14 protein-coding genes are annotated in these 16,771 nt (G+C 71.0%); 13 read left to right on the plus strand and 1 reads right to left on the minus strand.

Translation table 11 applies throughout. The features are described 5' to 3' along the window. Positions 1–206: 206 nt before the first annotated feature. The 11 genes from PKE85_RS15675 (at position 207) to PKE85_RS15725 (ending at position 14,633) form a co-directional block, all read left to right on the plus strand. The gene (locus tag PKE85_RS15675; protein ID WP_271205699.1) at positions 207–2,387 is read left to right on the plus strand and encodes a primosomal protein N'; all 2,181 of its coding nucleotides are present in this window, start codon (positions 207–209) and stop codon (positions 2,385–2,387) included. Positions 2,388–2,722: 335 nt separating this feature from the next. Then, positions 2,723–3,253 carry a F0F1 ATP synthase subunit delta gene (locus PKE85_RS15680; protein WP_271206084.1) on the plus strand — a complete coding sequence of 177 codons (531 nt, stop codon included), beginning with the start codon at positions 2,723–2,725 and terminating at the stop codon, positions 3,251–3,253. Next, on the plus strand, positions 3,253–4,782 hold the full coding sequence (gene atpA, locus PKE85_RS15685) for a F0F1 ATP synthase subunit alpha (protein ID WP_271205700.1): 1,530 nt from the start codon (positions 3,253–3,255) through the stop codon (positions 4,780–4,782). Before PKE85_RS15680 ends, atpA begins: the two co-directional genes overlap by 1 nt. A gap of 38 nt (positions 4,783–4,820) precedes the next feature. Beyond that, positions 4,821–5,705: a F0F1 ATP synthase subunit gamma gene (locus PKE85_RS15690; protein ID WP_271205701.1), complete on the plus strand. Its 885-nt coding sequence runs from the start codon at positions 4,821–4,823 to the stop codon at positions 5,703–5,705. Positions 5,706–5,728: 23 nt separating this feature from the next. Then, entirely contained in the window at positions 5,729–7,144 is a 1,416-nt protein-coding gene (gene atpD, locus PKE85_RS15695; protein ID WP_271205702.1) for a F0F1 ATP synthase subunit beta, read from the plus strand. A gap of 106 nt (positions 7,145–7,250) precedes the next feature. Continuing rightward, positions 7,251–7,499 carry a hypothetical protein gene (locus PKE85_RS15700; protein ID WP_271205703.1) on the plus strand — a complete coding sequence of 83 codons (249 nt, stop codon included), beginning with the start codon at positions 7,251–7,253 and terminating at the stop codon, positions 7,497–7,499. A 26-nt stretch (positions 7,500–7,525) separates the two neighbouring features. After that, entirely contained in the window at positions 7,526–7,927 is a 402-nt protein-coding gene (locus tag PKE85_RS15705) for a F0F1 ATP synthase subunit epsilon (protein WP_271205704.1), read from the plus strand. A gap of 174 nt (positions 7,928–8,101) precedes the next feature. Continuing rightward, positions 8,102–9,520: a threonine synthase gene (gene thrC / locus PKE85_RS15710; protein WP_271205705.1), complete on the plus strand. Its 1,419-nt coding sequence runs from the start codon at positions 8,102–8,104 to the stop codon at positions 9,518–9,520. 196 nt (positions 9,521–9,716) lie between these two features. Continuing rightward, positions 9,717–10,997, plus strand: coding sequence for a M16 family metallopeptidase (locus tag PKE85_RS15715; protein WP_271205706.1), 1,281 nt, complete (start codon positions 9,717–9,719; stop codon positions 10,995–10,997). Positions 10,998–11,017: 20 nt separating this feature from the next. Beyond that, positions 11,018–11,602 carry a GNAT family N-acetyltransferase gene (locus tag PKE85_RS15720; RefSeq protein ID WP_271205707.1) on the plus strand — a complete coding sequence of 195 codons (585 nt, stop codon included), beginning with the start codon at positions 11,018–11,020 and terminating at the stop codon, positions 11,600–11,602. Between the two features lie 112 nt (positions 11,603–11,714). Then, positions 11,715–14,633 carry an EAL domain-containing protein gene (locus PKE85_RS15725; protein WP_271205708.1) on the plus strand — a complete coding sequence of 973 codons (2,919 nt, stop codon included), beginning with the start codon at positions 11,715–11,717 and terminating at the stop codon, positions 14,631–14,633. Between the two features lie 12 nt (positions 14,634–14,645). On the opposite strand, the gene PKE85_RS15730 is transcribed toward PKE85_RS15725, so the two are convergent. Continuing rightward, positions 14,646–15,269 carry a YqgE/AlgH family protein gene (locus PKE85_RS15730; protein WP_271205709.1) on the minus strand — a complete coding sequence of 208 codons (624 nt, stop codon included), beginning with the start codon at positions 15,267–15,269 and terminating at the stop codon, positions 14,646–14,648. Positions 15,270–15,408: 139 nt separating this feature from the next. Between PKE85_RS15730 and PKE85_RS15735 the strand changes: the two genes are divergently transcribed. Both PKE85_RS15735 and PKE85_RS15740 read left to right on the plus strand, forming a co-directional pair. Then, positions 15,409–16,239, plus strand: coding sequence for a protein-disulfide reductase DsbD domain-containing protein (locus PKE85_RS15735; RefSeq protein WP_271205710.1), 831 nt, complete (start codon positions 15,409–15,411; stop codon positions 16,237–16,239). A gap of 45 nt (positions 16,240–16,284) precedes the next feature. Then, complete coding sequence (locus PKE85_RS15740) at positions 16,285–16,770, plus strand: peroxiredoxin (RefSeq protein ID WP_271205711.1); 486 nt, start codon at positions 16,285–16,287, stop codon at positions 16,768–16,770. Position 16,771: the final 1 nt, after the last annotated feature.

Genomic DNA, 16,771 nt, shown 5'->3' on the forward strand with positions numbered 1-16,771 from the left:
TTTGGCCTTTCGCGGAGCCTTGAAGGGGAGCGTTCCGCCCTCAAGTGGCGGAGGCCCGCGCGGGACGCAAGGCGAAACCGCCGGTTTGGTTCACGCGCATGCGCCCCATGCCGTGAGAAGGACGGGGGCGGCTTGACGTGCGCCGCCCTTCGCGCCGAAGAGGGCTCCTGATCCCGCAAACCTTCCCACAAGGACGCCCTGCGCCCATGCCGTCGCCCTCAGCCGTCGAGGTCCTGCTGCCGGTCGGCCTCGACCGGGCGCTGACCTATGCGGTTCCGGCCGGCCTCGACGCCGCGCCCGCGCCCGGAACCTTCGTGCTCGCGCCGCTGGGCGCCCGCGTCGAGGTGGGAGTGGTGTGGGACGGCGCTCCGGCCGACGTCGATCCGGCGAAGCTCAAGCCGCTGCGCGCGCGTCTGGACATCGCCCCCATGGCCGGGCCCATGCGGCGCTTCCTCGACCGGGTGGCCGCCTACACGCTCGCGCCCCGGGGGCAGGTGCTGCGCATGGCGCTGCGGGGCCTGACCCTGGGCGAGGAGCCGCGAAAGCCCAAAGTCGGCGTGCGGGCGACCGGCTCCCATCCGGCGCGGATGACGCCGGCGCGGGAGCGGGCTCTGGCCGTCGCCGCCGACGGGCGGGCGCGGCCGAAGCGGGAGCTTGCGGAGCTGGCGGGCGTCTCGGCCGGGGTCGTGGACGGCCTCGTGAAGGAGGGCGCCCTGGCCGAGGCCGAGCTGCCGCCGCCCCCGCCGCTCCCCTCGCCCGATCCCTTCCGGTCCGGTCCCGCGCTGTCGCCCGCCCAGGCTGAGGCCGCGAACATGCTGGCGGCTCTGGCCGCGGGAGAGCGTTTCGGGGTGGCGCTGCTCGACGGCGTCACCGGCTCCGGCAAGACCGAGGTCTATCTGGAGGCGGTGGCCGCCGCCCTCAAAGCTGGCCGGCAGGCGCTGGTCATGGCGCCCGAGATCGCGCTCACCGCCGCCTTCATCGACCGCTTCGCCGACCGCTTCGGGGCGCGTCCTGCGGTGTGGCACGCGAGCGTGGGCGAAAAGGCCCGCGCGGCGGTGCGCCGGGGCGTGGCCTCCGGCGAGGTCCGGGCGGTGGTGGCGGCCCGTTCGGGCCTGTTCCTGCCGTTCCGGGAGCTCGGGATCATCGTCGTCGACGAGGAGCACGACCCCGCCTACAAGCAGGAGGACGGCGTGCTCTACAACGCCCGCGACATGGCGGTGCTGCGCGGGCGCTACGAGAACGCGCCGGTGGTGCTCGCCTCCGCCACGCCGTCGCTGGAGAGCCGCGTCAACGCCGAGCGCGGCCGCTACGCCCGGCTGATTCTGCCCGACCGCTTCGGCGGCCGGTCGCTGCCGGCGATCTCGGCGGTGGACCTGCGCACGGCTGGGCCGGCGAAGGGCGCCTGGCTCAGCCCCCGCCTCGTCGCCGCGATGACCGAGACGCTCGAGGCCGGCGATCAGACGCTGCTGTTCCTGAACCGGCGCGGTTACGCGCCGCTCACCCTGTGCCGGGCCTGCGGCCACCGGCTGCAATGCCCCAACTGCTCCGCCTGGCTGGTGGAGCACCGCTTCCGCGCGCGGCTCGTCTGCCACCATTGCGGCCACACGCAAGCGACGCCCGAAGCCTGCCCCTCCTGCGGGACGGCGGGCCAGCTCGTGGCCTGCGGCCCCGGCGTGGAGCGCATCCGCGACGAGGCCAGGGCGCTGTTCCCGCAGGCGCGGGTCAGCCTGCTGTCCAGCGATCTCGCCGGCGGCGGCGAGGCGCTGCTGGCCGAACTCGACGCCATCGAGCGGGGCGAGGCCGACATCATTGTCGGCACCCAGATGGTGACCAAGGGCCACAACTTCCCCAAACTCACCCTGGTCGGCGTGGTGGACGCCGATTTCGCGCTCGGCGGGGCCGATCCCCGCGCCAGCGAGCGCACCTTCCAGATGCTGGAGCAGGTGGCGGGGCGCGCGGGACGCGGCGAGAGGCCGGGCCGGGCGCTGCTCCAGACCCACGAGCCCGATCACCCTGTCGTGAAGGCGCTGATCTCCGGCGACCGGGAAGGCTTCTACCGGCTGGAGACGAACCAGCGCCGCGCGGCGGCCATGCCGCCCTTCGGCCGACTCGCCGCGCTGATCGTCTCGGCCCCGGAGCGGGAGGCGGCGGAGGCCCACGCCAGGGCGCTCGCCCGCGCCGCGCCGCGCTCCAACGGGGTGCGGGTGCTCGGGCCGGCGGAGGCGCCGCTCGCGGTGCTGCGGGGCCGCCATCGCATGCGCCTCTTGGCCCAGGCTCCGAGGGAGATCGATCTGCCGGCCTATCTGCGCGCCTGGCTCGCCGCGGCGCCGGGCCCGCGCGGCGGGGTGCGCGTGGCGGTTGACGTGGACCCCCAGAGCTTCGTCTGACGCGCGAGGCTCGCGCCGGCCATCGCCCCGGTGTGACATCGTGTCGGATCAGGTCCTTCGGACGATCCGCCGGGGGAGGTGGGGCGTCCACGCCGTAAGCCCATGATTACCACCGGTTTTCGAGGCTTCGCCACAGAGGCGCCATGATGTTGCGCGGGTTGGATAGCCGTGTTAGTCAACCGCCGTTTCGTGGGGGGCTCCCTTGCGGACAGGCCGCGCCGGCTGGGGGACAGTCGGCATTTCCGGGAGGGTTCGGGGCGTTCGCTCCGGTTCGGCCCCAGCTCCAACCAGCGAGAGAACGCTCGGTGGCAGGTAAAGACACCATCGTGTCCGGAATGGCGGGACGCTACGCTTCCGCTCTCTTCGATCTCGCCCGCGAGGCGAACCAGATCGACGCGATCGCGGGCGATCTGGACAAGGTGACGGCGCTGCTCGCCGAGAGCGAGGACCTGCGGCGTCTGGTCCGCAGCCCGGTGTTCTCGTCGGAAGAGCAGGAGAAGGCCATCGGCGCCGTGCTCGACCGCGCCGGCGTCGCCGGCCTCGCCTCGAACTTCGTCCGCCTCGTGGCGCGCAACCGCCGCCTGTTTGCGATCGAAGGCATCATCAAGGCGTTCCGCGCTCTGGTCGCGGCCCACAACGGCGTCGTCGCCGCCGAGGTCACCGTGGCCGAGCCGCTGACGGACGCGCGCCGCGAGGCCCTTTCGCAGGCGCTCGCCGGCATCACCGGCAAGACGGTCGACTTCGACGTGAAGGTCGACCCGCAGATTCTCGGCGGACTCATCGTGCGGCTCGGCAGCCGCATGGTCGACGCCTCGCTCAAGACCAAGCTCAACGCCATCAAACTTGCAATGAAAGAGGTCGGCTGATGGACATTCGCGCCGCCGAGATCACCGCGATCCTCAAGGATCAGATCCAGAACTTCGGCCAGGAAGCTGAAGTTTCGGAGGTGGGCCAGGTTCTTTCCATCGGCGACGGCATCGCCCGCGTCTACGGCCTCGACAACGTCCAGTACGGCGAGATGGTCGAGTTCCCGAGCGGCGCCCGCGGCATGGCGCTGAACCTCGAGAACGACAACGTCGGCGTCGTGGTGTTCGGCTCCGACCGCGAGATCAAGGAAGGCGACACGGTCAAGCGCACCGGCGCCATCGTGGACGTGCCGGTGGGCAAGGGCCTGCTCGGCCGCGTGGTCGACGCGCTCGGCAACCCGATCGACGGCAAGGGCCCGATCGAGTACGCGGAGCGCCGCCGCGTGGACGTGAAGGCGCCGGGCATCATCCCGCGCAAGTCCGTGCATGAGCCGATGCAGACCGGCATCAAGTCGATCGACGCTCTGATCCCGGTCGGCCGCGGCCAGCGCGAGCTGATCATCGGCGACCGCCAGACCGGCAAGACCGCCGTCGCGCTCGACACCATCCTGAACCAGAAGCCGATCAACGCCTCCGGCGACGAGAAGCAGAAGCTCTACTGCGTCTATGTGGCCGTCGGCCAGAAGCGCTCCACCGTCGCCCAGTTCGTGAAGGTGCTGGAGGAGCAGGGCGCTCTCGAGTACTCGATCGTGGTGGCGGCGACCGCGTCCGACCCGGCCCCGATGCAGTTCCTGGCGCCCTTCGCCGGCTGCGCCATGGGCGAATTCTTCCGCGACAACGGCATGCACGCCCTGATCGTCTATGACGATCTCTCCAAGCAGGCCGTCGCCTACCGCCAGATGTCGCTGCTGCTGCGCCGTCCGCCCGGTCGCGAGGCCTATCCCGGCGACGTGTTCTACCTGCACTCCCGCCTGCTGGAGCGCGCGGCCAAGCTGAACGACGACAACGGCGCCGGCTCGCTGACCGCCCTGCCGGTCATCGAGACCCAGGCCAACGACGTGTCGGCCTACATCCCGACCAACGTGATCTCGATCACCGACGGCCAGATCTTCCTCGAGTCCGACCTGTTCTACCAGGGCGTGCGCCCGGCGGTGAACGTGGGCATCTCGGTGTCGCGCGTCGGTTCATCGGCCCAGATCAAGGCGATGAAGCAGGTCGCCGGCAAGATCAAGGGCGAGCTCGCGCAGTACCGCGAGATGGCCGCCTTCGCCCAGTTCGGCTCCGACCTCGACGCCTCGACCCAGCGCCTGCTGAACCGCGGCGCCCGTCTGGTCGAGCTGCTGAAGCAGCCGCAGTTCTCGCCGCTGAAGGTCGAGGAGCAGGTGGTGGTGATCTACGCCGGCACCAACGGTTATCTGGACAAGCTGCCGGTCTCCAAGGTCCGCGGCTTCGAGACCGGCCTGCTCGACCATCTCTACGCCAACCACAAGGACATCCTTGAGGAGATCCGCACGAAGAAGGAGCTCACGAAGGAGAACACCGAGAAGCTGAAGAGCGCTCTCGACTCCTTCGCGAAGACCTACTCGTAACGCCCGCCGCGCGCACCAAGGGAGCCTAAGGCGACGTTATGGCGAGCCTCAAGGAGCTACGAAACCGCATCGCCTCTGTGAAGGCGACGCAGAAGATCACCAAGGCCATGCAGATGGTCGCGGCGGCCAAGCTCCGTCGCGCCCAGCTCGCGGCTGAGGCCGCCCGGCCTTTCGCCCAGCGCATGGAGCGGGTGCTCTCGAACCTTGCGACGAGCCTGAAGGACGCGCCGGGCGCCCCGCTGCTGCTGTCGGGCACCGGCTCGCAGCAGCGCCACCTGCTGGTGGTCGCCACCGCCGAGCGCGGCCTGTGCGGCGGCTTCAACTCGTCGATCTCGCGTCTGGCGCGGGATCGGGCCAACAAGCTGCTGGCCGAAGGCAAGGACGTGCAGTTCCTGTGCGTCGGCCGCAAGGGCGCGGACGTGCTGCGCCGCCAGTTCGGTCCCCGCATCCGCGAGGTGATCGAGCTCGGCGCCAACAAGCAGGTCGGCTATGCGGACGCCGAGGCCATCGCGGCCAAGGTGCTGGCGCTCTACCAGGCCGGCGAGTTCGACGTGGCCACGCTGTTCTTCTCGAGCTTCCGCTCGGTGATCAGCCAGGTTCCGACCGCGCAGCAGATCGTTCCGGCGGAGATTCCGGCGGTCGAGGCGGGCGCCGAGGCGACCGGCGGCGCGATCTACGAATATGAGCCGTCCGAGGAGGAGATCCTCGAGGATCTGCTGCCGAAGAACGTTGCGATCCAGATCTTCAAGGGGCTTCTCGAGAACGCCGCCTCGGAGCAGGGCGCCCGCATGTCCGCCATGGACTCGGCGACGCGCAACGCCGGCGAAATGATCAAGAAGCTGACCCTGAACTACAACCGCACCCGACAGGCGCAGATCACGAAGGAGCTGATCGAGATCATCTCCGGCGCCGAAGCGCTCTGATTTTCGGACGAGGATTGACAACCATGACCGCTCATGTCGGCCGCATCACCCAGGTCATCGGCGCCGTCGTCGACGTCCAGTTCGACGGCCATCTGCCCGAAATCCTGAACGCGCTCGAGACCCAGAACAACCAGTCCCGTCTGGTGCTCGAAGTCGCCCAGCACCTCGGCGAGTCCACCGTGCGCACCATCGCCATGGACTCCACCGAAGGCCTGGTCCGCGGCCAGAGCGTCAGCGACACCGGTTCGCCGATCGCGGTGCCGGTGGGCGCCGGCACGCTGGGCCGCATCCTGAACGTGGTCGGCGAGCCGATCGACGAAGGCGGCCCGGTGGCCAACGAGGGCCTGCGCCCGATCCACCAGCCGGCGCCGTCCTACGCCGAGCAGGCCACCGAGACCGAAATCCTCGTCACCGGCATCAAGGTCGTGGACCTGCTCGCGCCTTACGCCAAGGGCGGCAAGGTCGGCCTGTTCGGCGGCGCGGGCGTCGGCAAGACGGTGCTCATCCAGGAGCTCATCAACAACGTCGCCAAGGCGCACGGCGGTTACTCCGTGTTCGCCGGCGTCGGCGAGCGCACCCGCGAGGGCAACGACCTCTACCACGAGTTCATCGAGTCCGGCGTGAACAAGGCCGGCGGCGGCGAGGGCTCCAAGTGCGCCCTGGTGTTCGGCCAGATGAACGAGCCGCCCGGCGCCCGCGCCCGCGTCGCGCTCTCCGGCCTGACCATCGCCGAGCACTTCCGCGATCAGGGCCAGGACGTGCTGTTCTTCGTGGACAACATCTTCCGCTTCACCCAGGCCGGTTCGGAAGTGTCGGCTCTGCTCGGCCGCATCCCGTCGGCGGTGGGCTATCAGCCGACGCTCGCCACCGACATGGGCGCGCTGCAGGAGCGCATCACCACCACCACCAAGGGCTCGATCACCTCGGTGCAGGCGATCTACGTGCCCGCCGACGACCTGACCGACCCGGCCCCGGCCGCCTCCTTCGCCCATCTCGACGCCACGACGGTTCTCAACCGCTCGATCGCCGAAAAGGGCATCTACCCGGCCGTGGACCCGCTCGACTCGACCTCGCGCATCCTGTCCGCGCAGATCATCGGCGAGGAGCACTACTCCACCGCCCGCCGCGTCCAGGAGACGCTGCAGCGCTACAAGTCGCTGCAGGACATCATCGCCATCCTGGGCATGGACGAGCTCTCGGAAGAGGACAAGCTGACGGTGGCGCGCGCCCGCAAGATCGAGCGCTTCCTGTCCCAGCCGTTCCACGTCGCCGAGGTGTTCACCGGCTTCCCCGGCAAGTTCGTGCAGCTCGCCGACACCATCAAGGGCTTCAAGGGCCTGGTGGACGGCAAGTACGACGACCTGCCGGAAGCGGCGTTCTACATGGTCGGCACGATCGAAGAAGCGATCGAGAAGGCCAAGAAGCTCGCCGAAGGCTGAGCTTCCCTGCGGCTTGAGCCTTCCGCCGGCCTGCCCGGCGGAAGGACGGGCCCTATAACATGAAGCGCGCGGTCTGATCGGCCGCACTTTGTGAGATAGGTGTCCCATGAACGGCAAGGTTGTGTTTCTTCTGATCGGTCTCGTGGTCGGCGGTCTCGCCGGCTGGATCACACGGCCTGAAGCGGCCGAGGTGAGCTTCCTCGGCCTCAAGGTCGAGGTGCAGGGCGATCAGGCGGCCGCGCCCGGCGACCGGACCCTGACGTCCGGCCAGGCGCAGCATGTGGGCATCTGCGCCGCGATCGGCGCGCTGCTCGGTTTCGGCGTGGGCTTCATGGCCGACCGCCGCCGCGGGTGACCGCCAGAGCTTGAGAGAACGGAACGATGGACAGCTTCCCCTTCGAACTGGTGTCGCCGGAAAAGCTCCTCATCTCCGAGGATGTCCAGCACGTGGTGGTGCCGGGCGTTGAGGGCGAGTTCGGCGTGCTGGCGCATCATGCGCCGTTCATGTCGGTGCTGAAGCCGGGCGTGGTGAAGGTCTACAAGACCGAAGGCGGCGAGCCGCAGAAGCTGTTCGTGCGCGGCGGCTTCGCCGACGTGAACCCGAAGGGCCTCACCATCCTCGCCGACGAGGCGACGCCGCTCGACCAGCTCGACGCCTCCCGCATCGACGTGCTGATCGCCGACGCCCAGGAGGATGTGGTCGAGGCCAAGACCGACGACGAGCGTCTCAAGGCCGAGATCCGGCTGTCCCACTTCCGCCAGCTCAAGGCCGTGCACGGCTGACGCCGCAGGCTTCAGGGCTGACGACGACCGAGGCCGGGAGCGATCCCGGCCTTCGCCGTTTTTCGGCCTCGGTTTCAGGCCAAAGGCCGGGCGCCGCCGTCCTTGCGGGACGGCGGCGCCCGGCCTAATTTGGCCGCTCGCTCAACGACACGGTTTTCCGGAGACGCTCCGAACATGGCGCCTGCCTATGTCTCGACCCGCGGCGACGCGCCCCGGCTCGGCTTCGTCGACGCCATGCTGGCGGGCCTCGCCCGCGATGGCGGCCTCTACGTGCCCGAGACCTGGCCCACGCTCTCCCGCGACGAGATCGCCGATCTCGCCGGACGGCCCTACGCCGCGATCGCCTACCGGGTGATTGCGCCGTTCGTGGGCGACGCCATCCCTGCGGACGCGCTGAAGCGCATGATCGACGAGGCTTACGGCGCCTTCCGCCACGAGGCGGTGACGCCGCTGGTCCAGACCGGCGCGAACCGGTTCGTGCTGGAGCTGTTCCACGGGCCGACGCTCGCCTTCAAGGACGTGGCGATGCAGCTGCTCGCCCGGCTGATGGACCATGCGCTCGCCGAGCGCGGCCTGCGCGCCACCATCGTCGGCGCCACCTCCGGCGACACCGGCGGCGCGGCGATCGAGGCGTTCCGGGGCCGGTCGCGGCTCGACGTGTTCATCCTGATGCCGGACGGCAAGGTGAGCGAGGTCCAGCGCCGGCAGATGACCACCGTGCCGGACGATAACGTCCACGCCATCGCCATCGACGGCTCGTTCGACGACGCCCAGGCCCATGTGAAGGCCATGTTCAACCACCACGCCTTCCGGGACCGGCTGGCGCTGGCGGGCGTGAACTCCATCAACTGGGCGCGGGTGCTGGCGCAGGCGGTGTATTACTTCGCCGCCGCCACCGCGCTCGGCGCGCCGGCGCGCGAGATCGACTTCGTGGTGCCCACCGGCAACTTCGGCGACGTGTTCGCGGGCTATGTGGCCAAGCGCATGGGCCTGCCGATCCGCCGGCTGGTGATCGCCACCAACGTCAACGACATCCTGGCCCGCACGCTGGAGACCGGGCGTTACGAGGTGCGCGGCGTCGCCCCCACCACGTCGCCTTCCATGGACATCCAGGTGTCGTCCAACTTCGAGCGGCTGCTGTTCGACGCGCTCGGCCGCGATTCGGCGGCGGTGCGGGCGGCCATGGCGTCGCTCGGCCAGTCGGGCGCCTTTACCCTGCCGGCCGCGGCGCTGGACGCGATCCGGGGCGAATTCGACGCTGGCCGCGCCGACGAGGACGAGGTCAAGGCCACCATCCGCCGCGTGCTGGAGACCTCCGGCTACCTGCTCGACACCCACACGGCGGTCGCCTACGCCGTGGCGGAGAAGGCGGAGCGCGATCCCGCCGTCCCGCAGGTGGTGCTGTCCACCGCCCATCCGGCCAAGTTCCCGGACGCGGTCGAGGCGGCGTCGGGCGTGCGGCCCGGCCTGCCGGTCCATCTCGCGGACCTGCTGGAGCGGCCCGAGCGGTTGACCCGCCTGCCCAACGACGTCTCGGCGATCGAAGCCTTCGTGGCGGAGCGCGCCCGCGTGGCCAAGACCGCCGCGGCATGAGCGCCCTGGCGACGCCGTTCCTGTTGAACCAGGCTCCGGTCTTCACCCCTTCTCCCCGGCGGGGAGAGGTCGGCCCGCAGGGCCGGGTGAGGGGGCGCCATCTCCTGCCGATGAGGCTGCTCCCCCTCACCCGCGAGGCTGCGCCTCGCGACCTCTCCCAGCCGGGGAGAGGTGAGAGCGCGCGCGGAGTCCGGCCATGAGCGCCCGCGTCACGACGCTGCCGTCGGGCCTCGCGGTCGTCACCGACGCCATGCCGGAGCTCGGCACCGCGGCGGTGGGCGTCACCTTCGGCGCCGGCGCGCGGGCGGAGCGGGAGGACGAGCATGGCCTCGCCCATCTGCTGGAGCACATGGCGTTCAAGGGCACGGCCCGGCGCTCGGCGCTCGCCATCGCGGAGGAGATCGAGCAGGTGGGCGGCGACCTCAACGCCGCCACCGGCGTGGAGCAGACGTCCTACTCCGCCCGCGCGCTCGCGGCCGACGTGGGCCTCGCGCTCGACATCCTGGCCGACATCGTCACCGAGCCCGCCTTCGACCCCGAGGAGCTGAAGCGGGAGCAGGGCGTCATCGTGCAGGAGATCGGCGCGGTGGAGGACACGCCCGACGATCTGGTGTTCGACCTGCTGCAGGAGACCGCCTTCCCGGACCAGCCGCTCGGCCGCTCCATCCTCGGCACGCCGAAGACGGTGCGCGGGCTCGACCGGGACAAGCTCTCAGGGTTTCTCGCCCGCGGCTACCGCGCCGGCGCCGGCGTGGTGACGGCGGCCGGGGCGGTCGAGCACGATCGGGTGGTGGAGGACGTCGCCCGCCTGTTCGCGCGCCTGCCCGAAGGCGCCGGCGAGACGCCCGCGCCGGCCGTCTATCGCGGCGGCGACCTGCGGCGCGACAAGCGCGACCTCGAGCAGATCCATGTGGCCATCGCCTTCGAGGGCCGGCCCTACGACGCGCCGGACGCCTACGCCGCCCAGGTGTTCGCCAATCTCGCGGGCGGCGGCATGTCGTCCCGCCTGTTCCAGGAGGTGCGCGAGCGCCGGGGCCTCGCCTATTCGGTGCACGCCTTCCACTGGGGCTACGCCGACGCCGGCCTGTTCGGGGCCTATGCGGCGCTCGGGCCGCAGGACGCGGCGGAGATCCTGCCGGTGCTGCTCGATGTGCTCGTCGGCGCGGCGGAGGACGCCACCGAGCGCGAGGTCGCCCGCGCCAAGGCGCAGATGAAGGCGGGGCTGCTGATGTCGCTGGAGCAGCCGACGGCCCGCGCCGACCACCACGCCCGGCACCAGCTCGCCCATGGCCGCCCGCTCGACCCGGACGAGATCGTGGCGAAGATCGAGGCGGTGGACGTGGACGCCGCCCGCGCCGCCGGCGCCCGCATGCTGGCGACGCCCTACACGCTGTCGGCGCTCGGCCCCACGCGAAAGCTGCTGTCGGCGGAGCGGCTGGCGGAGCGGCTCGGCCCGCGCCGGCGGCCGGCGGCCTGAAGAGGGGGGCGGCGGGAAGGATGGCGTTCTTCCGGACGCTCTCGGTCGCCGACTCCGTGCCGACGCTGGTCGGCGACGGGGTGACGCTGCGCACGCCCCAGATGGGCGACCATCAGGCCTGGTCGGATCTGCGCACGCTCAGCCGGGACTTCCTGCGGCCGTGGGAGCCGATCTGGCCGACGGACGACCTGACCCGCAACGCCTTCCGCCGCCGGCTCAAGCGCTACGCCCGGGAGATGGAGCAGGATCAGGCCTATCCGTTCTTCGTGTTCGGCCCGGACGGCGCGCTGGTGGGCGGGGTGACGCTCAGCCAGGTGCGGCGCGGGGTGGCGCAGGCCTGCTCGGTCGGCTACTGGATGGGGCAGCCCTATGCGGGCCGCGGCCTGATGACCGCGGCCATGCGGGCGCTGACGCCGTTCGTGTTCGACGGGCTGAAGCTCAGGCGGCTGGAGGCCGCCTGCCTGCCCCGCAACGCCGCCTCGATCCGGCTGCTGGAGAAGATCGGATTCGAGCGCGAAGGCTGCGCCCGGCAGTATCTCTGCATCGACGGAATCTGGCAGGATCATCTGCTCTACGCGCTTCTGCGCGGGCCGCGGCTGGTCTAACGTGTCGCCGCCGCGCGGTCCCTTCCGGGGCGGCGCGGCAAGGAACAACGCCGCCCCTCCGGCTTTGGCCGTGGGCGGGCCGGCGCGGCCGGCGTTCGGGAGATCCCAAGCGTTGCGTATGGTCCGCGCCCTCCTTCAGGCGCTTCTCCTCGTCGTTCTCGGTCTGGCCTGGGCGTCGCCCGCGGCGGCGCTGCAGCCGCTGTCGGTGACGGAGGATCAGGACGCCGTCGACCTGCTGGGCGCGATCGAGCGCCCCATGGGGCAGGCCGACCGCATCCAGGTCGCCACCTTCCCCGGCGCGGACGGCATCGTCCGCCGCATCGAGGTGCGGTCCGAGCGGACGGGCGACGGCCGGCAATGGGCGGTGTTCGCGCTCCGGAACGACGGCGACCAGCAGCTCGACCGCCTGCTGGTGGCGCCGCATTTCCGGCTGGTGGGCTCCGGCGTGTTCTGGCCGGACCTGGGCGAGGACCGCATCCAGAACGTCACCGCGAGCCAGGGCGTGCGGCCGGAGCGCCAGCACGCCGACGCCGACGACGTGTTCGCGCTGACGATCGATCCCGGCGCCACCGTGACCTACGTGGTCGAGCTGTCCTCCCCTAAGCTGCTGCAGCTCACCCTGTGGGAGCCGGACGCCTACAAGGACAAGGTCAACTCCTACACGCTCTATCGCGGCATCATGCTCGGCATCGCCGGCCTGCTGGCGCTGATCCTGACCATCCTGTTCGTGGTCAAGGGGTCGGTGATGTTCCCGGCCGCCGCCGCGCTCGCCTGGGCGGTGCTGGCGCATCTCGGGGTCGATTTCGGCTTCTGGCGCAAGGTGTTCGAGCTTGGCCCCGACTCCGACCGGGTGCTGCGGGCGGCGAGCGAGGCGGGGCTCGCGGCCACCATGCTGGTGTTCCTGTTCGCCTATCTCAACCTCAACCGCTGGCATGTGCGCTACAGCCACGTCATGGGGGCGTGGTTCGCCTTCCTGCTGGCGCTGGTGTGGCTCGCCACCTACGACGCGCCGGTCGCGGCCGGCATCGCCCGCATGTCGCTGGGCGCGGTCGCCTTCATCGGCTTCGGCATCGTGGTCTGGTTCGCGGCGCAGGGCTACGACCGCGCGGTGATGCTGGCCCCCACCTGGGCGCTGTTCGTGGCCTGGTCGGTGGCGGCGGCGGCGGCCATCGGCGGCGGGCTCGCCACCGATCTCGCGCCGGCCTCGCTGCTCGGCGGGCTGGTGCTGATCGTGCTGCTGATCGGGTTCACGGTGATGCAGCACGCCTTTTCGGGCGGGGCGGTCGCGCCGGGGCAGGCCTCCGACGTGGAGCGCCGAGCGCTCGCCATCACCGGCTCGGGCGACGTGGTGTGGGACTGGGACGTGGACGCGGACCGCATCCATGTGGGCCACGATCTCGAACACCTGCTCGGCCTGAAGCGCGGCGCGCTGGAGGCGCCGGCGGCGCACTGGCTCGACGTGGTGCATGTGGCCGACCGGGACCGCTTCCGCGCCGGGCTCGACGCGCTGGTGGAGGAGCGCCGCGGCCGTCTGGTGGAGACCTTCCGTCTGCGCAGCCAGGACGGCCACTACCTCTGGTTCACGCTGCGCGCCCGGCCGGTGGTGGGCGCCGACGGCGAGGTGATCCGCTGCGTCGGCACGCTGCTGGACGTCACCGACGCCAAGACCACCGAAGAGCGCCTGCTGCAGAACGCGGTCCACGACAACCTGACCGGGCTGCCCAACCGCGAGCTGTTCGTGGACCGGCTTGATGCAGCGCTGGCCTACGCGCAGGGCGACGCCTCGCTCAAGCCCACGGTCATGGTGCTGGACATCGACCGCTACAAGAAGATCAACGAGAGCGTCGGCGTCGCCACCGGCGACACCATCCTCATCACCGTGGTGCGGCGCCTGTCCCGGCTGCTGAAGCCGCAGGACACGCTGGCGCGCCTCGGCGGCGACCAGTTCGGCGTGCTGCTGGTGTCCGAGCGCGAGGTGGAGGCCATCACCGCCTTCGCCGACGCGCTGAAGCGCACGCTGCGCTCGCCCATCAGCTTCGGCGGGCGGGAGCTGTTCCTCACCGCCTCCATCGGGCTGGTGCTGGCCGACGCCCGCGCCGGCGGCAACGGCGAGGAGCTGCTGAAGAACGCCGAGGTGGCCATGTACCACGCCAAGCGTTTCGGCGGCGACCACATCGAGGTGTTCAAGCCCACCATGCGGGCGGCGGCCTCCGACCGGGTGCTGATCGCGGGCGAGCTGAACCGGGCGCTGGAGCGGGGCGAGATGCGGGTGCACTACCAGCCCATCGTGCGGCTGGAGGATCGCTCGATCGCGGGCTTCGAGGCGCTGCTGCGCTGGGAGCATCCCCGCTACGGCCGCCGGCCGCCGGACGAGTTCATCGCCATCGCCGAGGAGACCGGGCTGATCGTCGATCTCGGCCTGTTCGCGCTGGACGAGGCCGCCCGCCAGCTCGCCCGCTGGCAGGAGCGGGTGCCGGGCGAGCCGCCGCTGTTCATGTCGGTCAACGTGTCGAGCCGGCAGTTCCTGCGGCAGGATCTGGCGCAGGACATCCAGAACGTGCTCGGCCGACACGCGCTGCCTTACGGCTCGCTCAAGATCGAGCTGACCGAGAGCCTGGTGATGGAGAACCCGGAGCATGCGGCCCAGATGCTGCTGCGCCTGCGGGAGCTGGGCGCCGGCCTGTCGCTGGACGATTTCGGCACCGGCCATTCCAGCCTCGCCTATCTGCAGCGCTTCCCGTTCGACGTGCTGAAGATCGACAAGTCGCTGGTGCGGCCCACGTCCAACGGACAGCGGCCTGTGATCCTGCGCTCCATCGTCCACCTCGCCCACGATCTCGGCATGGAGGTGGTGGCGGAGGGCGTGGAGACCGACAGCGACGCGGTGGAGCTGTTCCATCTCGGCTGCGCCTTCGCGCAGGGCTACGCCTTCGGTCCGGCCCGCAGCGCCGAGGACTGCGATCGCATGCTGGGCCTCGCGCCCGAAGGCGTCGCGCGGCGGGTGATGCAGGGCGCGCTGGGGCGGCGGTGAGCGCCCGGCCGCTCAGGCGTGGCCGGCGTCCGCCGACAGCTTGCCGAGGTCGATGCCGATCTTGGCCAGCGCACGCTCGTATTTGGTGTCCACCGAGAGGTCGAACACCAGATCGCTGTCGGCCGGGCAGTTGAGCCAGCCGTTGGCCTGGATCTCGTTCTCCAGCTGGCCCGGCGCCCAGCCGGCGTAGCCGAGCGCCAGCAGCGCGTTGCTCGGCCCGTCGCCGCGGGCGATGGCCTTCAGGATGTCGAGCGTCGCCGTCAGGCAGATGCCGTCGTCGATCGACAGCGTCGAATCCTCGATCATGAAGTCGGCCGAGTGCAGCACGAAGCCGCGGCCGGACTCCACCGGACCGCCGCGCATCACCGGCACGTCGCCGGCCCGCTCGGGCAGGCGGATCTCGTCGCCGTCCGGGATGATGTCGAGCTGCACCAGCAGGTCCGGGAAGGTGATGTGCGGGGCCGGCTTGTTCACCACGATGCCCATGGCGCCCTCCGGCGAATGGGCGCAGACGTAGATGACGGTGCGCGAGAAGCGGTCGTCCTCCATGCCCGGCATCGCCACCAGAACCTGCCCGTCGAGATAACCCGACTTGGCGCTTCGATCCGGTTTCGGCTGGCGAAGAATGTGCGGCATGACAAAAGAGTAGGGCCGGCGCCCTGATTTTGAAAGCGGGCGCCGCGCTGGAATTTCGCCGCAGGCGGACGACCGGCGGGACGCGTCACGGCGAGTTGCGTTTGGCGTGCGCAGGCGGGGGGAGTAGGGTCCGCCGGCCATGCCGCGTCTTTGTTTCTCCGTTCTCTTCGCCGTCGCGCTCCTGCTCGCCCCGTCCGCCGGGGCCGAGCCCGCGAGCCCGTGGATCGAGGACGGCGCCTCCGCGCTGCGTCTGGTCGACGCCGGCGAAGGGGAGGGCGGCGCGCGGATCGTCGGCCTCGCCATCCGGCTCGAGGCGGGGTGGAAGACCTACTGGCGCCAGCCCGGCGACAGCGGCGTGCCGCCCCAGTTCGATTTCTCCCGCTCCGAGAACGTGGGCGAGGTGACCGTGGTGTTTCCGGCGCCCGAACGCATGACCGACGAGGCCGGCGTCGCCAATGTCTACCACGGCGAGGTGCTGCTGCCGCTGAAGGTGCGGCCGAAGACGCCCGGCGCGCCCGTGCGGCTGGCGGTGACCGCGGATTACGGCGTGTGCGAGAAGGTGTGCGTGCCGGCCCAGGCGCAGGCCGCGCTGGAGCTGGCGCCCGACGGATTTTTCCCCGGCCCCGCGGCCGCCGCGGTGCATCGGGCGCTGGCGAGCGCGCCGAAGCGCGTCGCCTTCGGCGCCGAGGCGGACGGCCTCGCCATCGCCGCCATCCGCCGCCGGGCGAACGATGAGATCGAGGTGACGGCGAAGGCCCCCGCGCCCGGGGCGAACCTGTTCGCGGAGACCGGAGACGGCGGCTTCGCGCCCTCGCCGCAGCCGGTGCCGGACGCGCCCGCCGGCGAAGCGCGGTTCCGCATTCCGTTCACGGGGGCGCTGCCGCAATCGGGCCTGCGGCTCACGCTCGCCGTGAAGGGGCGGGCGATCGAGGTGGCGGCGCCCCTCGACGCTCTCGTGCGGACGCCTTAAGTCTCCGGCCGCGCCCGCTTGGGGCCGCCCAGAGGAGACACGCCCATGGCCATCGAGGTCGGTTCCCGCCTGCCCAACACCACCTTCCGCACCTACGGCGCCGACGGCCCCGGCACGGTGATGGCGGACGAGATCTTCGCGGGCAAGAAGGCGGTGCTGTTCGCGGTGCCCGGCGCCTTCACGCCCACCTGCCACAAGAACCATCTGCCCGGCTATCTGGCCCGGCTCGACGAGCTGAAGGCCAAGGGCGTGGACGTGGTGGCGGTGACCGCCGTGAACGACGTGTTCGTCATGAACGCCTGGGCCGAGGCCACCGGCGCCAAGGACAGAATCGTCTTCCTCTCCGACGGCGGCGCCGATTTCGCCAAGGCGATCGGGCTGGAGCTGGACGCCACCGCCGGCGGCCTCGGCATCCGCTCCAAGCGCTACGCCATGGTGCTGGACGACATGGTCGTCACCTATCTCGCGGTTGAGGACCAGCCGGGCAAGGCCGACATGTCCAGCGCCGAGCGCCTGCTCGAAAGCCTCTGAG

The sequence above is a fragment of the Methylopila jiangsuensis genome, from assembly GCF_027922305.1.
Taxonomy (GTDB): domain Bacteria; phylum Pseudomonadota; class Alphaproteobacteria; order Rhizobiales; family Methylopilaceae; genus Methylopila; species Methylopila jiangsuensis.

Bases quoted from the DNA above. Each gene is read 5' to 3' on its own strand.
- PKE85_RS15735 (WP_271205710.1), top strand. From the start codon at position 15,409: ATGCCGCGTCTTTGTTTCTCCGTTCTCTTCGCCGTCGCGCTCCTGCTC.
- PKE85_RS15680 (WP_271206084.1), top strand. From the start codon at position 2,723: ATGGCGGGACGCTACGCTTCCGCTCTCTTCGATCTCGCCCGCGAGGCG.
- PKE85_RS15740 (WP_271205711.1), top strand. From the start codon at position 16,285: ATGGCCATCGAGGTCGGTTCCCGCCTGCCCAACACCACCTTCCGCACC.
- PKE85_RS15690 (WP_271205701.1), top strand. From the start codon at position 4,821: ATGGCGAGCCTCAAGGAGCTACGAAACCGCATCGCCTCTGTGAAGGCG.
- atpD (WP_271205702.1), top strand. From the start codon at position 5,729: ATGACCGCTCATGTCGGCCGCATCACCCAGGTCATCGGCGCCGTCGTC.
- PKE85_RS15700 (WP_271205703.1), top strand. From the start codon at position 7,251: ATGAACGGCAAGGTTGTGTTTCTTCTGATCGGTCTCGTGGTCGGCGGT.
- PKE85_RS15675 (WP_271205699.1), top strand. From the start codon at position 207: ATGCCGTCGCCCTCAGCCGTCGAGGTCCTGCTGCCGGTCGGCCTCGAC.
- PKE85_RS15720 (WP_271205707.1), top strand. From the start codon at position 11,018: ATGGCGTTCTTCCGGACGCTCTCGGTCGCCGACTCCGTGCCGACGCTG.
- atpA (WP_271205700.1), top strand. From the start codon at position 3,253: ATGGACATTCGCGCCGCCGAGATCACCGCGATCCTCAAGGATCAGATC.
- PKE85_RS15730 (WP_271205709.1), bottom strand. From the start codon at position 15,269: ATGCCGCACATTCTTCGCCAGCCGAAACCGGATCGAAGCGCCAAGTCG.
- thrC (WP_271205705.1), top strand. From the start codon at position 8,102: ATGGCGCCTGCCTATGTCTCGACCCGCGGCGACGCGCCCCGGCTCGGC.
- PKE85_RS15705 (WP_271205704.1), top strand. From the start codon at position 7,526: ATGGACAGCTTCCCCTTCGAACTGGTGTCGCCGGAAAAGCTCCTCATC.
- PKE85_RS15715 (WP_271205706.1), top strand. From the start codon at position 9,717: ATGAGCGCCCGCGTCACGACGCTGCCGTCGGGCCTCGCGGTCGTCACC.